2 pseudogenes are annotated in these 439 nt (G+C 49.9%); one reads left to right on the top strand and one right to left on the bottom strand.

Going from position 1 to position 439, the window contains the following annotated elements:
- Nucleotides 1–371 (top strand): annotated as a pseudogene (locus RVS70_RS22515) (MFS transporter); the annotation flags it as partial.
- Here RVS70_RS22515 and RVS70_RS22510 read toward each other — a convergent pair.
- Nucleotides 368–439 (bottom strand): annotated as a pseudogene (locus RVS70_RS22510) (metal-dependent hydrolase); the annotation flags it as partial. The pseudogenes RVS70_RS22515 and RVS70_RS22510 sit on opposite strands and share 4 nt — an antisense overlap.

Raw genomic sequence — 439 nt, 5'->3', positions numbered from 1 at the left:
ATAAGGGCACAGCGCTTGGCACGCTTTCATTAGTAAGACAAATTGGACTGACCTTGGCGCCTACTCTTTACGCAGGTTTTATCACAGCCGGGTTCGACCAAATCGGTGATGAAATCAAGAGCCGCTTATCGGACAGCGGACATTCAGAAAAGGCGATGCAGATGATTCCGGAGATCGACAGTTCTGATGTTTCTACTTTACAAGAACAAGTTGAACGCATTCCCGTTCCTGAAGCCAAAGCCGCGATAAGCGACGCCATTCATGCGAGTGTCGCCAGCGGCTATGACCATTTATATGCAGCGGCTGCTGTGATCTCACTGCTGGTGATTACCGCTATCAGTATTCCGGCTTTCCGCCGGCAAAAGCGTTAAGACCACCCCATCCGTTTGGAAAGCTCTGTAATATGAGCGGTATGGTGATGTGAGTGCCAGACATACAG

Source organism: Virgibacillus sp. M23 (assembly GCF_034190895.1).
Classification (GTDB): domain Bacteria; phylum Bacillota; class Bacilli; order Bacillales; family Amphibacillaceae; genus Virgibacillus; species Virgibacillus salarius.
The sequence above is the reverse complement of the archived record's forward strand: the minus strand, read 5'-3'. Positions and strand labels throughout refer to the sequence as shown.